The organism is Loktanella atrilutea (assembly GCF_900128995.1).
GTDB classification, from domain to species: Bacteria; Pseudomonadota; Alphaproteobacteria; order Rhodobacterales; family Rhodobacteraceae; genus Loktanella; species Loktanella atrilutea.
Window position 1 is genome coordinate 207775 of record NZ_FQUE01000004.1, and the last position, 15990, is coordinate 223764.

Below are 15990 nucleotides of genomic sequence, written 5' to 3' on the forward strand. Positions count from 1 at the left end.
CCTACCAGTGACCGGTGTTTTCCATGCTGGCCCAGGGTTCTGCCTTGGCCAGCGGTTCGCCCTTCTGCAGAAGCTCGATCGAGATGTTGTCGGGCGAGCGCACGAAGGCCATGTTGCCGTCGCGCGGCGGCCGGTTGATCGTGACGCCGTTGTCCATCAGGTGCTGGCACAGGGCGTAGATGTCATCGGTGCGATAGGCGAGGTGCCCGAAATGGCGGCTGTCCGACGGCAGGCCATCGTCGCCGTCCCAGTTGTAGGTCAGCTCCACCGGGCAGTCCTCGTCGCCCTCGGCGGCCATGAAGATCAGGGAAAAGCGGCCGGCCTCGCTGTCGTTGCGGCGGATTTCACGCAGGCCGAGCAGGTTGAAGAAGGCCATCGTCTTTTCCAGATCCTTTACGCGGACCATGGTGTGCAGGTATTTCAGCGACATTGTCGTGCTCCTTGGAAGGGGTCTGGTCCGGGACCTAGCGTTGTGGCCGCGACTGCCAAGCCCATGGGTCAGAACGCCGACCGCACGTCGAGCCCGACGGTGCCGTACCGGGTGTCGAACCGCGCCGAGTCCGAAAAGGTGCGCCCCAGCCCCACGGTGACGGCCGGCTGAAAGCCGTAGTATTCCACGTTTTCCAGCAGGGCGGTCACCTGCGCGGTGACGGTATAGTCGCGCCGGATGCCGTCGACGAAGAAGGAATTTTCGAACCGGCGCTGTTCCAGCTGAACGCCGAAGCCGAAGCCCACGTTCATGATCGGCTGCGCCAGATCATAGCCGACGCCGATCTGCAGGGCGTTGTAGTCGCGTTCTGTGTCGTCGGACCGGCTGACACGGTCCGAGACCGACAGGCTCAGCCGGTCGCCGTCGTCGCGGATGCGGACGTAGCCCAGCCCGGCCGTATAGCTCAGCGCGTCGCGCGACAGGACGGAGGCCCGCGCCGGCGGCGGGGTGCCGAAGGCGCCGGAGCGTTCGTCGGCAAAATCCTGGCGCAGGCCGCCGCTGAATTGCAGCCGCGCGCGGGGGCCCATGGCGACGGCGTGGCTGACCCCGAGATCGAGCGTGGTCTGGTAGTGATTGCCGCCGTACCAGCTGGTCCCGAGGCCCATTGAATAGGTGGTCGGCAGCCATCCCGCGCGGTGGATCGTCCGGTTGAGCAGCGTCACCGTCGCGGCGGTATAGGCGAAGTCGTGCCCGTTCCGCGGCAGATCGTCGGTGGCAAAGCCGCGGGCGGCGGCGCTGTCGATATCCTCTTGCAGCGCATCCCGCGCCGATCCCGCGAGGGTGTACTGCGTCGTGCGCAGCGCGAGTTCGGCGAAGGTCGCCGACCGGTCCGAGGCGTCGAGGCGGTAGGTCAATGTCGCGCCGGCGTCGTACTGGATGCCCGCCAGCGGCTTGGCGCTGTTGTTGTTCAGAAAGGCGATGCCGCCGATCACGACCTCGTCGGACTGCGTGCCGTTGTTGATGTTGTTCGACGGGCTGATGCCGAAGGACAGATCGACCGACAGCGGATTGCGGTCCCGCAGAAAGGCATAGTCCTGCGCCACGGATTCGGCCTCTGCCGCGTCGGGCGCATATTGCCGCGCGCGGCGCAGCCAGAACTGCGCGCGGGTGTCGTGGCCTTGCGCCGCCTGGGCGCGGGCCGCCAGACGCGCGGCGACGTAGCGGGTGGTATCGTCGGGGGCGCGACCGTAGGCGCGGGCGGCAAGGCGCTGCGCTTCGGCGGGATCGTCCCGGTCGAAGGCGGCCCGCGCCCCGAGGATCAGCGCCGCGACATCGTCCGGATCGCGCTGCAGCAGGGCGTCCAGCAGGCCCGTCGCCTCTGCCGGTTGACCCCGGTCCAGAAGGTCCAGCGCCAGACCGCGCATCTGGTCCGGCGAGAGGGTCGCGGCGGCGGCGGACGGCTGCTGTGCCGTGCCGGCGAGGGGCGCCAGCGCCAGACAGGCCACAAGAAGGGGGCGGAGGATCATCGGTTCAGGATCACGCCACCGGTTTCGCGCACGTTCACGCCCTCGAACCGCGGATCGGCCGATTCCAGCACCACGATGCCCACGATCTCTCCACCCGGGGTGGTGGTGGCGTCGCCGGCCACGATGCCGCTGAAGGTTCCGGTCTCGTAGGTCTCCAGCGTGCCTTGGGCGTTGCGGACGACGGACTTCAGCTCGCCCCTGATCTCGCCGTTGGCGTCCAGCGACGGCGCGCCCTCCTGGATCGACATCAGCACCGTCGGCAGTTTCAGATCGGTTTCGCCGGTGCCGAGTGGGATCGGCTTGCCGTTTTCCCGAAGGGCGACGCGGTTGCTCAGCCGCGCCCGCACCGCATCGTTCGCGTTGAAATCGTCGAAGTCGATGTCGAGGGTCATGTCGCCGGTGACGTATTCCAGCCCGGTCTGGTTGTCGAAGACGCGCACCCCGGCGTAGTCGCCGCTGAAGGTCGCCTGACCGCTGTCGGGCAGCACCACGCCGCCCTTGCGCTGATAGACCGTGCCGCCATAGCCGTAGTCCAGATAGCCCCCGGTCTGCACCACGGCGTAGCTGGTGCGCGGTTCGCCGTCGACCTTGACGGCGCTTTCCCGATAGAGCGCGCGGTAGGCGGGGATCTGGCTGACCGGGCGGCCGCTGACCGGGTCGGTCACGGTGGCGGCAGCGGCAAAGACGTCCGTGTCGTCGTTCCGGCCCAACTTGCCCATCTCGCCCGGAAGCCGGGTGTAGACATTGGCGCCGTCGAACCCGATCCCGTCCACGGTAAAGGTGTCCTCGGCCTGATTGTAGGACACGTCGCTGACCAGCGCCGATCCGTCCGCCGCTGATGCCTCTGTCCGCACGATGCTGCTGCCGGGGGTCGGGTCGGTGGTGCCGGTGCCGGTTTCCGGCGGGGGCACGTCGAACAGTGGCTGGCCGTCGCCGCAGGCCGCAAGCAGGGCGAGTGCGGCCACCGTGCAGATGGAACGGATCATGGAATCGCCCTCTCTCGACGTCGTCTTGAACTGACCTGCACTGTCCCGGCGCGTCCGGCGCAAGTCAATCCGCGCCGCCCGCCCCGCGCGGGAATGTTCCGCCTTATGGAGGTTTTGCCACGCCCCGCCTAAGGTGGCTCCGACTCGCGACACCAAAGGACCAGCCCCATGCCCGTGACCCCCGACCAGCAGGCCGAGATCGACGATCTGCGCGCCCATCCCCGCCAGACCCTGCGCGCGGTGTCCGAGGGGGCGGAAAAGCACCTTTATACCGCCCATCCGGTGCTGGATCACGGCTTTGTCCGGCTGATCGACTACATGGGCGACGACGCGGCGATCTGTCAGGCCGCCCGCGTGTCCTATGGCCGCGGCACCAAGTCCGTGCAGAACGACGAGGGGCTGATCCGCTACCTGATGCGGCACTGGCATTCCACCCCGTTCGAGATGTGCGAGATCAAGCTGCACGTCAAGCTGCCGGTCTTCGTCGCGCGCCAGTGGATCCGGCACCGGACCGCCAACGTCAACGAATACTCCGCCCGCTACTCGATCCTCGACCGCGAGTTCTACATCCCCGACCCGTCCCAGCTGGCGGCGCAAAGCACCATCAACAATCAGGGCAGGGGGGCCAGCCTGACGCCCGACGAATCTGCCCGCGTGCTGGAGATCCTGAAGGGCGACGCCGCGCAGACCTACGACCACTACGCCGAGATGATCGGCGAGGAAGGCCCCGACGGCGCACCCAAGCAGGGACTGGCCCGAGAGCTCGCCCGCATGAACCTGCCCGCGAACATCTATACCCAGTGGTACTGGAAGGTGGACCTGCACAACCTGTTCCACTTCCTGCGCCTGCGCGCCGACGCCCACGCGCAATACGAGATCCGCGTCTACGCCGACGCGATCTGCAAGATCGTGGCGGACTGGGTCCCCGCCGCCTACAGCGCCTTCGCCGACTACCGTCTGGGCGGGGCGGTGCTGTCGGCCAAGGGTCTGGACTGCCTGAAGCGGATGCTGGCGGGCGAGACGGTCACGCAGGAGACCTCCGGGATGAGCAAGGGGGAGTGGCGGGAGTTCGAGGGGGTTTTGGGGTGAGTAATTTTTCAGAACGGTTCGGTTTTGAGCCTCCAAAGGTAGATCTCGATGCGCGAGATATGCCCTCAAGCTTAAGATCAGCATTGTGGGATGTTACAAAGCTTTATTATTTTGATAATATCGCTGCAGTAGCTTTTTACGAAGTGGCTTATTCTGAATCGTTTGAGGTCCTAAGTTTTGATATCTGGTTTAATTTCTTACGTACGTCAATCGACACGCGTTCTGAAAGCCCAGACCAAGCTCTCGCTGACATCCGAAAACTATTTTTTGGATGGCCTTTTAATATGGTTTACCAATTTGTTGAGTATATCTCGTCGAAGTCGCCAGATAACCCTCAGTACACAAGTGAAGATTATCAAAGTCAGATAAATAAGGTTTTTACAAGGGAAAGGTCGGCGTTTCGATTTTCGAGTGGAGTTCTTGTTCAGATAACGAATGAAGATCAGCTTTTTGAGGTTTCAGCCGCTGCAGGCAACGACGAATCTTTAGCCGTGGCAGAGCATATCCGTGCTGCTTCTCAAATGTATAGTCACCCAACTGCGCCAGACTACCGAAACTCAATAAAGGAATCAATTTCCGCAGTAGAAGCGGCCGTTTCGTATGTAACAGGACGAAAGACAAATGGCGTTACTAAGCCCCTAAAGGCTATAGCTGAAAAGTACGGAATTCATCAATCTCTACGTGATGGGTTCGAGAAAATTTATGCCTGGACGTCTGACGATTCTGGTATTCGCCATCGGCTGATGGGGAATAGTACTGTAAATCAGGAAGATGCTAGATTCATGTTAATTTCGTGTAGCGCGTTTGCGAATTATTTGATTGCACTTCACGTTCGGTATGGAAGAGCAGATGAATGAGGAAATAGCCAGCATGACTTAAGATTTGAGAAGCTTTGTCACTTCTGTAAAATGCCTCAAATCTTCTCCAACTCCCCCGCCATCTTCCGCCCGTCACGCCCCTCGACCATCTGATACCCGATCGGCTGGTCGTCGGCCAAACCGGTCATGCCGGCGCGCTCCACTGCCGAGATGTGGACGAAGACGTCTGGCCCGCCGTCGTCGGGGGCGATGAAGCCGAAGCCCTTGGCGGTGTTGAACCATTTCACTTTTCCGGTCGGCATTGCGGTCTCCAAGTCAGATGCGGTGGCGGGCACTGGCCCTTTCCCGATCAGATTTGAGCACCACCTTGCAAAAGGCAAATCCATCGCGGATCAAAATTCGCGAAAGCTAAAACCAGTTTACCCGAGGGGAAATCCCATGCGCATCTTCAGCTTGAAAACCTGCGATACCTGCAAGAAAGCCATCAAGGCCCTGCGGGAGGCGGGCAAGGACCCGGAGGTCATCGACGTCCGCGCCGACGGCATCGGGGATGACGACCTCGACACCATCGTGGACAGGTTCGACACGGCAGCGATCAACAAGTCCTCGACCACGTGGCGGAACATGGACGAGACCGAAAAGACCATGCCGATCAAGTCTTTGCTGCGGATGTATCCGACGCTGATGAAGCGTCCGGTGATCCAAAACGGCGACACATGGACCATCGGCTGGAAGGAAGACGCGCAGGCGGCCCACCTTTGACGAAAGGTTCACGCAACGGGCGATGGTCGGCGGCCCCTGCCCGAAGGGCCGCCCGATCTTCCCCGCGGGGAAGGCTCAGCGCTGGTCCGGCGCCGTCGCCTCTGCCGCAAGTGCCGCTACGATCTCGTCCAGCGCCATGACCTTGGTCTGCTGCTCGCCCAGACGACGGACGGAGGCGGTGCGCTCCTCCACCTCGCGGCCACCGAGAGCCAGAATGACCGGCACCTTGCCGACGGAGTGTTCGCGGACCTTGTAGTTGATCTTCTCGTTGCGGGTGTCCGCCTCGGCCCGGATACCCTTGGCCTTCAGCGCCGCCACGACCTCTGCTGCGTAGTCGTCCGCGTCCGACACGATGGTCGCCACGACGACCTGACGCGGGGCCAGCCAGAACGGCAGCTTGCCCGCGTGTTCCTCGATCAGGATGCCGATGAACCGCTCGAACGATCCCAAGACGGCGCGGTGCAGCATGACGGGACGATGCTTGTCCCCGTCCTGCGCCACGTAGGACGCGTCGAGCCGGTCGGGCAGGTTGGGATCCACCTGCAGCGTGCCGCACTGCCATTCGCGCCCGATGGCGTCGGTCAGGGTGAATTCCAGCTTGGGGCCGTAGAACGCCCCTTCGCCCGGCAGGATGTCGAAGCCGTAGCCGGCGGCGTTGCAGGCATCGCCCAGCGCCTTTTCCACCCGGTCCCAGCTTTCGTCAGAGCCGATGCGTTTCTCGGGGCGGGTCGACAGCTTGATCGTCCAGTTGTGGAACCCGAGGTCGTCGTAGACCGAGGCGAGCAGCTTGATGAACTTCTCGGTCTCGGCGACGATCTGGTCTTCGGTGCAGAAGATATGCGCGTCGTCCTGGGTGAAGCCGCGCACCCGCATGATGCCGTGCAGGGCGCCCGAGGGTTCGTAACGGTTGCACGACCCGAATTCCGCCATGCGCAGGGGCAGGTCGCGGTAGGACTTGAGGCCCTGGTTGAAGATCTGGACGTGGCAGGGGCAGTTCATCGGCTTCAGCGCGTTGACCGTCTTATCGCGGGCGTGATCCTCGTCGACCTCCACGATGAACATGTGGTCCTGATAGTTGTCCCAGTGGCCGGATTTTTCCCACAGCACGCGGTTCACGACCTGCGGTGTGTTGACCTCGACATAGCCGTCGGCGCGCTGCTTGCGGCGCATGTAGTCCTGCAGCGTGGTGTAGATCGTCCAGCCGTTCGGGTGCCAGAAGACCTGACCCGGCGCCTCCTCCTGCATGTGGTAGAGGTCCATCTCGCGGCCCAGCTTGCGGTGGTCGCGCTTGGCGGCTTCCTCCAGCATGTGCAGGTGGGCCTTGAGGTCTTCCTTGTTGGTGAAGGCCGTGCCGTAGATGCGTTGCAGCATCGCGCGGTCGCTGTCGCCGCGCCAGTAGGCGCCGGCGATGGACATCAGCTTGAAGCCGTCGGCGGGCACCTGACCCGTGTTCTGCAGGTGCGGACCGCGGCAGAGGTCCTGCCAGTCGCCATGCCAGTACATGCGCAGCGGCTCGTCGCCGGGGATGCTCTCGATCAGCTCGACCTTGTAGGGCTCGTTGCGGTCCCTGTAGTGCTGGATCGCGCGGGCGCGGTCCCAGATCTCCGTCCGGACGTCGTCGCGGGCGTTGATGATCTCCTTCATCTTCTTCTCGATGGCGCCGAGGTCCTCGGGCGTGAAGGGCTCCTTGCGGTCGAAGTCGTAGTACCAGCCGTCCTTGATCACCGGCCCGATCGTGACCTGCGTGTCGGGCCAGATCTCCTGCACGGCGCGGGCCATGATGTGCGCAAGGTCGTGGCGCACGAGTTCGAGGGCCGGCGCGGCGTCCTTCATCGTGTTGATCGCGATGGAGGCATCGGCGTCGATGGGCCACTGCAGATCCCAGTGCTGGCCGTTGACGGTGGCGCTGATCGCCTTCTTGCGCAGGCTGCTGGAGATGTCGGCGGCGACATCGGCGGCGGTGATGCCGGCGTCGTACTGGCGCGCGTTGCCATCGGGGAAGGTCAGGGAGATCTGGGCCATGCAAGGCTCCTCGTCGTTTTGGCGCCCACGGAACGCCCGGTTGCGGGATATGTGTGCGGTATCCATGCCGTGCGGCCCGCGGGGGGTCAAGGGGCGGCGGGTCGCGTGACGGGATGCTTGACTGAAGGGCGGGACGACGTAGATGTGGATCAGGTCCCATCCGGACAGCCGTCCCCGCATCGTCAGAGGTTCCCATGCCGCATTTCAATCGCACGTTTGAACTGACTATCGCCGATATCGACCTGATCGAATCCTCTTTGCGCGAAACCGTGCGGGCCCTTGGCGATGCCCGGATCGACGCCGTGACCGCCGACCCGGCCGGAGTGGCCGATCTGGACAAGCGAATCCGCCGGGTGAACAACCTGCTGGGCCGCCTGCACAACCAGAAGGTCTTTTACCGTCCCGTCGCCGGAACCTACGTCGGCGGCTGAGGCGTCGCCGCGTCCGACCCGCGTCCGTGCCCCTTGTCATCGCCCGCCCTGCCGTGATGTGCTGGGCGGCGGCGGTGCTGGCCGCCGGATTGGACAAGGTGCGGTGCGATGGCTGATGTTCTGGAAACCCGGCAGGGGCGGCGGATCGCCTATCACAGGACCGCGGGCACGGGGCCGACGGTGGTCTTCCTTGGCGGCTTCAAGTCCGACATGGGCGGCACCAAGGCGGTGCATCTGGAGGCATGGGCCAGGGCGCGGGGCCGCGCCTTTGTCCGATTCGACTATTCAGGGCACGGGGAAAGCAGCGGGCGGTTCGAGGACGGCGCCATCGGCGACTGGTTCGTCGACGCGCAGGCGGTGCTGGAAATGATCGCGGGCCCGCTGGTGCTGGTGGGTTCGTCCATGGGCGGCTGGATCTCGCTTCTGTGCGCGCGGGCGATGCCGGAGCGGATCGCGGGGCTGGTGACCATCGCCGCGGCGCCGGATTTCACCGAGGACAGCATGTGGGCCGGCTTTGACGTGGCGCAGAAGGCGATGCTGGACCGTGAGGGGCAGGTGGCGCTGCCGTCGGACTACGGCGATCCCTATGTCATCACGCGGCGGCTGATCATGGACGGCCGCGACCATCTGGTGCTGCGCGCGCCGCTGCATCTGGGCTGCCCGGTGCGCAGCCTGCAGGGGACGGCGGATGCGGATGTGGATGTCGGTGTCGCGCTGCGGCTGCTGGATCATGCCACCGGGCCGGACATCCGGCTGACCTTGGTCAAGGGGGCGGATCACCGGTTTTCCATGCCGGAGTGCCTTGATCTGATCGTGACGGCGGTGGAAGAGGTGCTGGACCTTATCCGCGGGTAACGCGCGCTGATCGTTGATGTTTTTTCAATCCTTTCGTGATGGCCGCGGGGCTGACGGCCAGCGGTGGCGGGAATCCGGGACATGGCACTGACACGGGGGCAGATGGCGGGCTGGGGGCTGGCCGACATGGGCGTGAACGTCTTTGTCGTGGTCAAGCAGTTGCTGGTCTTCACGTATCTTGCGACCTACCTCGGCGTGCCGCCGGGGGTCGCTGGGCTGGTGACCTTTGCGGTGCTGGCCTTTGACGTGGTGACGAATCCGATCGTCGGCTACCTGTCGGACCGCAGCCAAAGCCGCTGGGGGCGGCGGGCGCCCTGGATCGCCGTGGGCGCGCCGCTGCTGGCCCTGTCCATCGTCGTGATGTTCGCGGTGCCAGAGGGCTTGGCGTGGCAGGCCAATGCCCTGTGGGTGCTGGTGTTCTTTGCCGCCGCTTCTGTCGGGTTCACATTTGTCGCGATCCCCTACGGCGCCATGGCGGGAGAGATGACGCAGGATCCGCGCGAACGGTCCGTGATGATGGCCTTCCGCATGACCTTTGCCTCTTTGGGCCTGCTGACGGCGGGGGCCTTGGTGCCGGCGCTGGCGGGGGACAGCCGGGCGGGATACGCGCGGGCGGTGCTGGTGGTGGCGCCGGTCGTGGTTGTCACGATCTGGGGGATGCTTTGGGCGGTGCGCCGCGCGCCCCGGATCGCCACGCCCGCGACCGACGGCTTCGGCGCCGTCCTGCGGCTGGTGCTGGGCAACCGGGCCTTTGCGGTGCTGGTCCTGCTCTACGGCGTGTTGACGCTGGGCGTCGCGCTGATCGGGGCGGGGCTGCAACTGGCGGCGCTTTACCTGATCGGCGATGACGGCGGTCCGCTGTCGGGGGTGGCGGGGGCGCTGGGGGTCTTCCCGACCCTCTTCGCGGCCTTCATCCTTGGGTCGGTGGCGTCGCAGTTTCCATGGGTCCGCGCCTGTGGCCGGTGGGGCAAGGTGACTGCGCTGATGGGGGGCCTGGGGCTTTATGTCGTGGTGCTGGCGGGCGTCTGGGCCAGTTTGCCTGCGACCGGCGTGACCGCCATGGCGGGGCTGTTCGTGCTGGCCGGGGTGGCGAACGGCGCCTATCAGCAGATCCCCTGGGCGATGTATCCAGACCTGATGGACGTGACCCGCGCACGACAGGGCACGGCGGTCGAGGGCGCGTTCAGCGCGGTCTGGCTGTTCGGGCAGAAGGTCGCGAATGCGCTGGCGCCGCTGCTGCTGGGGGTGATCCTGCAGGCGGCGGGGTGGCGCGCCTCTGCCAGCGGGGTGGTGGCGCAGGACGGCCCGGCGCTGGCGGCGCTGCGGGCGGCGCTGACGCTGGCGCCGGCTGGCATCTTTCTGGCGGGGATGGCGGGGATCTGGCTGGTCTACCGCCCGCTGGCCCGCGGGGTGGCGACGCACCGCTAGGTCCGGACGGCCCCGGTTGCACCGCGCCGGCGGGCCTGCCATGTAGGGCGAAACCGAAGGAACGGGACGAGGACATGACGCGCGAACCGCTGGTGCTGATCCCACCGATGCTGTGCGACGCCCGCGTCTTTGGCCCGCTGACGGCGGGGCTGTCGCCGCAGCATCCGATCTGCATCATGCCGACCACCGGGGCCGAGCGGATCGAGGAGATGGCGAGCCGCATCCTTGACTGGGCGCCGCCGAAGTTCGCGCTGCTGGGACTGTCGATGGGCGGCACCGTGGCGCTGGAGGTGATCCGCCGCGCGCCCGCCCGTGTCACGCGGATCGCGCTGATGGACTGCACCTCTCAGGCCGAGACGCCAGAGGCCGCGGCCGCGCGCGAGCCGCTGATCGTCGCCGCGCGGGCGGGCCGCTTCGCCGATGTCGTGACGCAGGAGATGCCCGCCGGCTGTCTGGCGGACGGGCCGCGGCGCAAGGCGGTGCTGGAGCTGCTGGCGACCATGGCGCGGGCGATCGGGCCGGTCGCCTATGTCGCGCAGGCGCGCGCGATGCAGCGGCGCAAGGACCAGTCGGCGACCCTGCGGCAGATCAAGGTGCCGACATTGGTGCTTTGCGGGGCCGAGGACACGATCTGGCCGGTGCGCCGGCACGCATTCATGGCGGAAATGGTGCCCTATGCCCGGATGGAGGTCATCGCCGGGGCGGGACATCTGCCGCCGCTGGAGCAGCCGCAGCAGACGGTCGAACTGGTCCGCGCCTTCATGCAGCAGCCCGCGACACAGCGTTAGGCGGCCCGGCCCCCGTGGGCCGGGTGGGCGTCAGGCGTTGTCGGTGCCGGTCTTCCTGACCATCGCGGTGACATTGCCGGGCGCCGACTGTGCCTTGTCCTTGCCGATCTCTTCCACCGGGTCCGGTTTGGCCTTGGCCGCGGCGGGGGAGTCGCCGGCGGGGACCGTGGTCGGCGCTTCGGTCGGTGCGTCGACTGCCTTGGCCGCCGCGGCAGGTTTGGCATCGGCCTTCGGCGCTTGCGCCGGCTGAGCAGCGGCTTTGGGTGTCCCGGCGGATTTTGCCGCGGCCTTGGGGGCTTCTGCCGGCTTGGCGGCGGCTTTCGGCGCTGGGGTCGACTTTGCGGGTTTGGGTTTTGCGGCGGCCTTCGACTTCGCGGTGGCGGCCTTCGGCTTGGCGGTCGCAGCGGCAGTCTTGGCGGCGGGCGCGCGCGCGGCCTTTGCCTCTGCCGCCGGTGCGTCGGAATTGGCGTCGATGAAATCCAGCACCAGCGGGCGGATGTTCTTGCGCCACTTGCCACCGGCGAAGATGCCGTAGTGACCCGCCCCCGGTTCAAGGTGGGCGGCCTTCTTGCTGTCCGGCAGGCCGGTCAGCAGGGCGAGGGCGGCAAGGCACTGGCCGGGGGCCGAGATGTCGTCCTTCTCGCCCTCGACCACCTTCACGGCGACGGTCGTGATCTTGCCGATGTCGACCTTCTTGCCGGCGACGGTGAAATCGTTGCGGGCGATGTCGCGGTTCTTGAACACGCGTTCCACCGTCGACAGGTAGAATTCCGCAGGCATATCCATGACGGCGAGGTATTCGTCGTAGAACTCGTTGTGCTTGTCGTGGTCCGACGCCTCGCCCTTGGCGGTCGAGATGATCTGGTCGCGGAACGCCTTGGCGTGCAGGTCCTTGTTCATCGCGATGAAGGACGACAGCTGCAGCAGACCGGGATAGACCTGCCGGCCGACGCCCTTGAACTTGAAGCCGACGCGCTGGATCATCGCGGTTTCCAGCTGCCCCATCGTGACCGCATTGCCGAAATCGGTGACAGAGGTCGGGTTCGCGTCCGGGTCGATCGGACCGCCGATCAGGGTCATCGACCGGGGCTGCGCCGAGGGGTCTTCCTCTGCCAGATAGGCGACGGCGGCGAGCGTCAGCGGGGCCGGCTGGCAGACCGCGATGACGTGCAGATCGGCGCCCAGTTCCTTCATGAAGTCGACGAGGTAGAGGGTCGAATCCTCGATATCGAACTTGCCGGCGCTGACGGGAATGTCGCGGGCGTTGTGCCAGTCGGTGACATAGACCTCGCAGTCGGGCAGGAGCGAGATCACGGTCTTCTTGACCAGCGTGGCGTAGTGGCCGGACATCGGCGCCACCAGCAGCACGCGGCGCGGTTTCGGATCGCGGCCGCCGACGTTGAAGTGGATCAGGTTGCCGAACGGCTTTTCCAGCACGCTTTCGATATGGACGACGTGGTCGGTGCCGTCGGCAGCGGTCTGGACGGGAATGTTCCAGTCCGGTTTCACGACCATGCGGGAAAAGGCGCGTTCCGTCACGGTGCCCCACGCACCCAGCCATTCCATGAAGGGGTTCGCCGTCATCGACATCATGGGATAGGCAGCCATCGCGCGCGCGGTCGACCCGAGCCACTGGTTCGTGTTACGCATGCTTTCCATCATGTCGTAGGTCATCATATACTTCATGGGGGAAGGCTCCTGAGTGGTCGCGCAACGAATGCTGCGACTGCGAAGGTAGGGCGGGGGGATTGCTATGACAACCAATGATATGGTCGGAACGGAAACGGACCGTAAAAATCTTGACAATCTGCAACAGAACCTTTCACGCGTCGACGAACTGACGCACCGGCTGGTCGCGGCGCTGTCCAAGGGGCGTCAGGTGCCCCCGGCGCTGCAGGGTCCGAGCAGCGAGCTTTATGCCAAGGCGGCCGGTGCCTACTGGTCCGAGATGATCAACAACCCGGCCAAGCTGATCGAGCATCAGCTGTCGTTCTGGTCGAAATCGGTGACCCATTTCATCGAGGCGCAGGCGCTGCTGGCGCAGGGGCGGATCGCGGCGCCGGAGGACAAGACGCCGGAGGATCGCCGCTTCTCCCACGAGCTGTGGAAGACGAACCCGTTCTTCAACTTCGTCAAGCAGCAATACATGATCAACGCCGAGGCGATCACGCAGGCGATCGAGGATGTCGACACGCTTGACCCGGCGGAAAAGAAGCGCCTGCGCTATTTCGGCCAGCAGATCGTGGACCTGTTCAGCCCGACGAACTTCCTTGCCACCAACCCCGAGGCGCTGAGCCTTGCGGTCGAGACGGACGGCGAGTCGCTGGTCAAGGGGCTGGAGAACCTTGTCCGCGACCTCGAGGCGAATGACGGCGATCTGGTGGTGACGCTGGCGGACAAGGATGCCTTTACCGTGGGCGAGAATCTGGCGACGACGCCGGGCAAGGTCGTGTTCCGCAACCACATGTTCGAACTGATCCAGTACACGCCGACGACGGACAAGGTCCACGCGGTGCCGCTGCTGATCTTTCCGCCATGGATCAACAAGTTCTACATCCTCGACCTGAAGGCCGAAAATTCGCTGATCCGCTGGATCGTGGAGCAGGGCTATACGCTGTTCGTGGTGTCATGGGTCAATCCCGACGCCAGCTACGCCGACACGACCATGACCGATTACATCGAGGACGGCTTTCTGCGGGCCATCCAGGCGGTGAAGGAGATCTGCGAGGTGCCGCAGGTCAATACGGTCGGCTATTGCATCGCGGGCACGACCCTGTCGCTGACGCTGGCGCTGCTGAACCAGCGCGACGACAGTTCGGTGAACGCCGCGACGCTGTTCACGGCACTGACCGACTTTTCCGACCGGGGCGAGGTGGGTGTCTTCCTTGACGAGGATTTCGTGGGCGGGATCGAGCGCGAGGTCGCGGTCACGGGGATCCTCGACAGCTATTACATGTCGCGCACCTTCAGTTTCCTGCGGTCCAACGACCTGATCTATGGCCCGGCGATCAAAAGCTACATGATGGGCAAGGCGCCGCCGGCGTTCGATCTGCTGTACTGGAACGGCGACGCCACGAACCTGCCCGGCAAGATGGCGCAGCAGTACCTGCGCGGGCTGTGCCAGCAGGACCGCTTTGCCACCGACGGTTTCGACGTCGCCGGCACGACCGTGCAGATCAAGGAGGTGACGGTGCCGATCTGTGCCGTCGCCTGCGAGACGGATCACATCGCGGCGTGGAAGAGCAGCTTTCGCGGGGTTCAGAAGATGGGGTCCGAGGACAAGACCTTCATCCTGTCGGGGTCGGGGCATATCGCGGGGATCGTCAATCCGCCGGCCAAGAAGAAATATGGCCACTGGACCCATGCGGACCTGTCACTCGATCCCGATGCGTGGAAGGCCGCGGCGGACAGGCACGACGGCAGCTGGTGGCCGATGTGGGAGGCGTGGCTGGCACCCAAATCCGGCAAGATGATCGCGGCACGGACACCCGGCACGGCGCAGTATCCCGTGCTGTGCGATGCGCCCGGAAGTTACGTCACGGGGCCCTGAAACGAAACGCCTTAAAATTGCATTGCGGAATCAAAGCTTTGTTCTGGGGTGAAATTTTTATGCTGCAGTGCAGAAAAAGGGTTGAAATGCTGCAGTGCAGCATGTAAATAGGGGTCAGTCGAAAAAAGACGGTCGAACCCTCTGCCGTCACATACTGCAAAGGATCACACCATGGCCAAGACCCAAGATTTCACCTCTGTCTTCAAAGACATGATGGGCTCGTTCCCGGTCGACACGAAGTCGATGGAAGACGCCTACAAGTCGCAGACCACGCTGGCCGAGAAGCTCTCGACCGTGTCGCTGTCCGCCGCTCAGGAATCCGCGCAACTGTCCGCCAAGTGGGCGCAGGACACGCTGACCAAGATGCAGGACATGACCAAGGCAAAGTCCGAGCCCGCCGATTACGCCAAGTCGATGACCGACTTCGTGACCGCGACCTCTGAATCCGCCGCCGAGCACATGGCCGCCTTCGCCGAGATCGCCAAGAAGGTCCAGACCCAGACGCTGGAACTGATGATGGCCGCTGGCAAGGACATGTCCGAGGACATGACCGCCGCCGCGAAGAAGGCGCAGGACGAGATGACCAACGCCGCGAAGAAAGCCACCACCGCCGCCAAGTAAGCGACCGGTGCGACGCAAGACAAAGGCGCGTCCCCGAAAGGGGGCGCGCCTTTTGCGTGCAGGGTTTTCCTTGTTTGCGGTGCACTTGCGGCATAGCATCGCTGCACTGCATCATGCTTTGGAGGGCATACCGTGGCCGCCACCGACAAACCGCTGCTGATCAAGCGTTACGCCAGCCGACGACTCTACAACACGGAAACCAGCGACTACGTCACGCTGGAGGATATCGCGAAATTCATCCGCGCCGGGCGCGAGGTGCAGATCGTCGACCTCAAGACCGGGGACGATCTGACCCGTCAATACCTGCTGCAGATCATTGCGGAACACGAAAGCCGCGGCGAAAGCGTGCTGGGGGTCGACCTGCTGACAGACCTCGTGCGCAGCTATACCAGCCAGGCCGCATCGGTCGTGCCGCAGTTTCTGACCGCCAGCTTCGAGATGCTGCGCGACGGGCAAAGCAAGGCGATGGAGAACATGACCAAGTCGAACCCGTTGCTGAACATGCCGGGGTTCGATGCCATGCGCACGCAGCAGGCCGCCTTCTTCAAGGCGATGACCGGCGGCATGATCCCCGGCGCCGCGCGGGACGAAGCGGCGGCAAAGCCCGCCGACGACCTCGAGACGATCAAGGCGCAACTGGCCGAGATGCAGGACAAGCTGTCCAAGCTGGGCAAGTAGGGTCAC

The 15990-nt window shown here is 64.7% G+C and carries 15 protein-coding genes and 1 pseudogene; 10 read left to right on the top strand and 6 right to left on the bottom strand.

The window, feature by feature from the left end:
- Position 1: 1 nt before the first annotated feature.
- The 3 genes from BUA54_RS10760 to BUA54_RS10770 all read right to left on the bottom strand — a co-directional run bounded on the left by BUA54_RS10760 (position 2) and on the right by BUA54_RS10770 (position 2942).
- The gene (locus BUA54_RS10760) at positions 2-430 is read right to left on the bottom strand and encodes a VOC family protein (RefSeq protein ID WP_072857255.1); all 429 of its coding nucleotides are present in this window, start codon (positions 428-430) and stop codon (positions 2-4) included.
- A 68-nt stretch (positions 431-498) separates the two neighbouring features.
- Positions 499-1956, bottom strand: coding sequence for a tetratricopeptide repeat protein (locus BUA54_RS10765; RefSeq protein ID WP_072857256.1), 1458 nt, complete (start codon positions 1954-1956; stop codon positions 499-501).
- Positions 1953-2942, bottom strand: a complete 990-nt coding sequence (locus tag BUA54_RS10770) for a hypothetical protein (protein ID WP_072857257.1) — start codon at positions 2940-2942, stop codon at positions 1953-1955. The genes BUA54_RS10765 and BUA54_RS10770 overlap by 4 nt, the downstream gene beginning before the upstream one ends.
- Positions 2943-3110: 168 nt before the next feature.
- Here BUA54_RS10770 and thyX point away from each other — a divergent pair, with 168 nt between their 5' ends.
- Both thyX and BUA54_RS20835 read left to right on the top strand, forming a co-directional pair.
- On the top strand, positions 3111-4031 hold the full coding sequence (thyX, locus tag BUA54_RS10775) for an FAD-dependent thymidylate synthase (RefSeq protein ID WP_072857258.1): 921 nt from the start codon (positions 3111-3113) through the stop codon (positions 4029-4031).
- Positions 4028-4888 carry an AbiJ-NTD4 domain-containing protein gene (locus tag BUA54_RS20835; RefSeq protein WP_143155399.1) on the top strand — a complete coding sequence of 287 codons (861 nt, stop codon included), beginning with the start codon at positions 4028-4030 and terminating at the stop codon, positions 4886-4888. The genes thyX and BUA54_RS20835 overlap by 4 nt, the downstream gene beginning before the upstream one ends.
- A gap of 56 nt (positions 4889-4944) precedes the next feature.
- Here BUA54_RS20835 and BUA54_RS10780 read toward each other — a convergent pair whose 3' ends face one another.
- Entirely contained in the window at positions 4945-5151 is a 207-nt protein-coding gene (locus tag BUA54_RS10780; protein WP_072857365.1) for a cold-shock protein, read from the bottom strand.
- Positions 5152-5287: 136 nt separating this feature from the next.
- Between BUA54_RS10780 and BUA54_RS10785 the strand changes: the two genes are divergently transcribed.
- Positions 5288-5611, top strand: coding sequence for an arsenate reductase family protein (locus BUA54_RS10785; protein WP_072857259.1), 324 nt, complete (start codon positions 5288-5290; stop codon positions 5609-5611).
- A gap of 75 nt (positions 5612-5686) precedes the next feature.
- On the opposite strand, the gene thrS is transcribed toward BUA54_RS10785, so the two are convergent.
- A complete protein-coding gene (gene thrS / locus BUA54_RS10790; protein WP_072857260.1) occupies positions 5687-7633 on the bottom strand; it encodes a threonine--tRNA ligase in 1947 nt (648 codons plus the stop codon).
- A gap of 194 nt (positions 7634-7827) precedes the next feature.
- Here thrS and BUA54_RS10795 point away from each other — a divergent pair, with 194 nt between their 5' ends.
- The 4 genes from BUA54_RS10795 to BUA54_RS10810 all read left to right on the top strand — a co-directional run bounded on the left by BUA54_RS10795 (position 7828) and on the right by BUA54_RS10810 (position 11135).
- Complete coding sequence (locus BUA54_RS10795) at positions 7828-8064, top strand: TAXI family TRAP transporter solute-binding subunit (protein WP_072857261.1); 237 nt, start codon at positions 7828-7830, stop codon at positions 8062-8064.
- A 108-nt stretch (positions 8065-8172) separates the two neighbouring features.
- Positions 8173-8919, top strand: a complete 747-nt coding sequence (locus BUA54_RS10800) for an alpha/beta fold hydrolase (protein ID WP_072857262.1) — start codon at positions 8173-8175, stop codon at positions 8917-8919.
- Between the two features lie 81 nt (positions 8920-9000).
- Positions 9001-10347, top strand: coding sequence for an MFS transporter (locus BUA54_RS10805; protein ID WP_072857263.1), 1347 nt, complete (start codon positions 9001-9003; stop codon positions 10345-10347).
- A 74-nt stretch (positions 10348-10421) separates the two neighbouring features.
- Positions 10422-11135, top strand: coding sequence for an alpha/beta fold hydrolase (locus BUA54_RS10810; protein ID WP_072857264.1), 714 nt, complete (start codon positions 10422-10424; stop codon positions 11133-11135).
- 399 nt (positions 11136-11534) lie between these two features.
- Here the strand turns inward: BUA54_RS10810 and phaZ are convergent.
- A pseudogene (gene phaZ, locus BUA54_RS10815) lies at positions 11535-12821 on the bottom strand (polyhydroxyalkanoate depolymerase); the annotation flags it as partial.
- A gap of 67 nt (positions 12822-12888) precedes the next feature.
- Here phaZ and BUA54_RS10820 point away from each other — a divergent pair.
- The 3 genes from BUA54_RS10820 to phaR all read left to right on the top strand — a co-directional run bounded on the left by BUA54_RS10820 (position 12889) and on the right by phaR (position 15984).
- On the top strand, positions 12889-14685 hold the full coding sequence (locus BUA54_RS10820; protein ID WP_072857265.1) for a PHA/PHB synthase family protein: 1797 nt from the start codon (positions 12889-12891) through the stop codon (positions 14683-14685).
- Between the two features lie 171 nt (positions 14686-14856).
- Positions 14857-15306 carry a Phasin gene (locus BUA54_RS10825; protein ID WP_072857266.1) on the top strand — a complete coding sequence of 150 codons (450 nt, stop codon included), beginning with the start codon at positions 14857-14859 and terminating at the stop codon, positions 15304-15306.
- Between the two features lie 132 nt (positions 15307-15438).
- The gene (phaR, locus tag BUA54_RS10830; protein WP_072857267.1) at positions 15439-15984 is read left to right on the top strand and encodes a polyhydroxyalkanoate synthesis repressor PhaR; all 546 of its coding nucleotides are present in this window, start codon (positions 15439-15441) and stop codon (positions 15982-15984) included.
- Positions 15985-15990 lie beyond the last annotated feature (6 nt).